Raw genomic sequence first — 3,192 nt, 5'->3', positions numbered from 1 at the left:
TGGGCGGCGGCGCCGTCGCCGCCGGGGCCGCCACCGCGCCCGACGCCGCGACGGTGCGGGCCGCCTCCACTTCCCCCGAGCCGGCGGTCACCATCACACCGACGGCGACTCCCACGGTCGACCCCGCACGGCCGGTACCGGGCGTCATCCCGGGGGCCACGCGCCTGCGGACCTGCTCGGTCGCCGGTGCCGCGTCGGACGCCCGTCTGGCCCAGTTCGAGGGCAGCGTGGTCAACGCCACCACGGGTGAGGTCCTCTTCGACCGCAACGGTTCGACCCCGGCGCGCACGGGCAGCGTGCTGAAGACCCTGACGAGCGCGGTCGCCCTGTCGGTCCTCGGGCCCGACGCCCGTCTCACCACCCGCGTGACCGGCGACGCCGGGACGGGTGCCGTGTCCCTGGTCGGCGGCGGTGACGCCACGCTCAGCGCCACGGGTTCGAGCGTCTACGCCGGGGCCCCCACGGTCGCCGACCTCGCGACCCAGGTGAAGGCGTCGCTCGGCGAGCAGCCCCTCACGCAGATCACGCTCGACGCCACCTACTGGAATCCCGCCGACAAGTGGGACCCGTCCTGGAAGCGCACCGAGCAGACCATCGGCTACCACTCCGAGGTCACCGCGCTCATGGTCGACGGTGACCGGGCGAACCCCGCCGCGCAGACGAGTCCACGCAGCACCGACCCCGTCGCCCGTGCCGGCGACGCCTTTCGCTCGGCGCTCGTCACCGCGGGCGTGGTCGGTGCCGACTCCGCCACCATGACCCAGGGCACCGCCTCGAGCGGCACGGTGATCGCCCAGGTGTCGTCCCAGCCGGTCAGCCGACTGGTCTCGCAGCTGCTGCCGACCTCCGACAACACCCTCGCCGAGATGCTCGCGCGCGTCTCGTCGAAGGCGTCCGGTGCCGACGGGTCGGCCGCGTCGCTCACGGCGCTCTACAAGTCCGTGCTCTCGTCGACCTACGGTCTCGACACGTCGTCGCTCACGATCATCGACGGGTCCGGCCTGAGCGAGAACGACGCCGTGCCCTCGACCTTCGTCGCGCGGCTCATGATCCAGGTGCTGAACCGCGAGCACGGCCTCGGCGTCGTCTACGACGCCCTCCCGGTGTCGGGCAAGACGGGCACGCTCGCCTCCCGCTTCACGGGCTCGAACGCCGTGGCCCGAGGCGCCGTGCACGCCAAGACCGGCTGGATCGACACGGCCTACACGCTCGCGGGCACCGTCGACGCGGCGGACGGCACCAAGCTCACCTTCGCCTTCTACGCGATCGGCTCCGTGCAGGACAACGCCCGGGCCGCCCTCGACACCCTGACGACGGCCGTCTACAGCTGCGGCGACAACCTCGCCAACAGCTGAGGCGAGCCGCTGTCGGTGCGGCGAGCGAGAATGGTCGCATGACCAGAGCACTCTTCGTCATCGACGTCCAGAACGACTTCACCGAAGGAGGCGCGCTCGGGGTCACCGGCGGCGCCCACGTCGCGCAGGCGGTCACCGACCACCTCCGGGCGCACCGCGACCGGTACGACCTCGTCGTCGCCAGCCGCGACTGGCACGCGCCCGACGGCGACAACGGCGGCCACTTCAGCGCCGAGCCCGACTTCGTCGATTCATGGCCGACGCACTGCGTGCAGGGTTCGACCGGTGCCGACTACCACCCCGACCTCGACACCGCCCTCGTCGACGTCCACGTGCTCAAGGGCGACGGTCGGCCGGCCTATTCGTTGTTCGACGGGCTCGTCGACGACGGGCGGCCGTTCGGTGACGTCCTCGCCGCGACGGGCGTCGACGAGGTCGACGTCGTCGGTCTGGCGACCGACCACTGCGTCCGGGCCTCGGCCCTCGACGCCGTCACCGCCGGGCTCGGGGTCACCGTGCTGACCGACCTCGTGGCGGGTGTGGCCCCGGCTCCGAGCGAGGCCGCCCTGGCCGAGCTCCGCGCGGCCGGCGTCCGCACGGTCCCGTCGTCCGACGTCGTCGACGGCTCGACCGGGGTCCCGGCATGAGCCGCCCGGTCCTGACGGCCGCCGAGCGTCGTCGCGTGGTCGAGACCGTGCCCACAGGCCTCTTCGTGGGGGGCTCGTGGGGCCCGTCGTCCTCGGGCGACACCATCGACGTCGTCGACCCCGCCACGGGCGAGGTCCTCGTCGCGGTGGCCGACGCGACTCCCGCCGACGGCCTGCGGGCCCTCGACGCCGCGGTCGCCGCGCAGGACGCCTGGGCGGCGACGTCTCCCCGTCACCGCAGCGAGGTGCTGCGCCGCGCCTTCGACCTGCTGATGCAGCGGCGCGACGACTTCGCCCTGCTGATGACGCTCGAGATGGGCAAGCCGCTGGACGAGTCGCTCGGCGAGGTCACCTACGGCGGCGAGTTCCTCCGCTGGTTCTCCGAAGAGGCCGTGCGCGTCTCGGGTCGCTACGGCACCAACCCCGAGGGCACCGGCCGGACGACCGTGCTGCACCGCCCGGTGGGCCCCTGCCTGCTGATCACCCCCTGGAACTTCCCCCTCGCCATGGCGACCCGCAAGATCGCGCCCGCCCTCGCGGCCGGCTGCACGGTGGTCGTCAAACCGGCCGAACTGACGCCGCTCACGACCCTCGCCTTCGCCGCGCTGCTCGCCGAGGCGGGCGTGCCCGACGGCGTGGTGAACGTCGTGACGACGCTGTCGGCGAACGACGTGTGCGAGCCCCTGATCCGCGACCCGCGCCTCCGGAAGCTCAGCTTCACGGGGTCGACGCCGGTCGGCTCGACCCTGTTGACCCAGGCCTCCGAACAGGTGCTGCGCACCTCGATGGAGCTCGGCGGCAACGCTCCCTTCGTGGTCTTCGACGACGCCGACCTCGACGCCGCGGTCGAGGGTGCGATGCAGGCGAAGTTCCGCAACGTGGGCCAGGCCTGCACGGCCGCCAACCGGTTCATCGTGCACGAGTCGGTCGCCGACGAGTTCACCGCCAGGGTGGTCGAGCGCGTGCGCGGGCTCCGGGTGGGCGCGGGGACCGACGACGGGGTCTCCGTGGGCCCGTTGATCGACGACCGGGCCGTCGACAAGGCGGACCGGCTCGTCCGCGACGCGGTCGGCCGCGGGGCGGTGGTCGAGACCGGCGGCCATCCCGTCGACGGGCCGGGCACCTTCTTCGAGCCGACCGTCGTGTCGGGCGTCGCCCCCGGCAGCGAGATCCTGACCACCGAGATCTTC

The 3,192-nt window shown here is 73.2% G+C and carries 3 protein-coding genes; all 3 read left to right on the top strand.

The features are described 5' to 3' along the window. A partial coding sequence (gene dacB / locus SZ60_RS15375) for a D-alanyl-D-alanine carboxypeptidase/D-alanyl-D-alanine-endopeptidase (RefSeq protein ID WP_043597502.1) occupies positions 1-1,355 on the top strand: 1,355 nt, incomplete at its 5' end. 38 nt (positions 1,356-1,393) lie between these two features. After that, positions 1,394-2,002, top strand: coding sequence for an isochorismatase family protein (locus SZ60_RS15370; RefSeq protein ID WP_043597501.1), 609 nt, complete (start codon positions 1,394-1,396; stop codon positions 2,000-2,002). Beyond that, the coding region (locus tag SZ60_RS15365) for an aldehyde dehydrogenase family protein (protein WP_043597500.1) at positions 1,999-3,192 on the top strand (1,194 nt) is incomplete at its 3' end. The genes SZ60_RS15370 and SZ60_RS15365, both read left to right, overlap by 4 nt.

It is taken from the genome of Frigoribacterium sp. MEB024 (assembly GCF_000878135.1).
In the GTDB taxonomy this organism is placed as follows: domain Bacteria; phylum Actinomycetota; class Actinomycetes; order Actinomycetales; family Microbacteriaceae; genus Frigoribacterium.
The sequence above is the reverse complement of the archived record's forward strand: the minus strand, read 5'-3'. Positions and strand labels throughout refer to the sequence as shown.

What these genes read in the sequence shown, in the direction of transcription:
- SZ60_RS15370 (WP_043597501.1), top strand. Translation starts at nt 1,394, where the DNA reads ATGACCAGAGCACTCTTCGTCATCGACGTCCAGAACGACTTCACCGAA.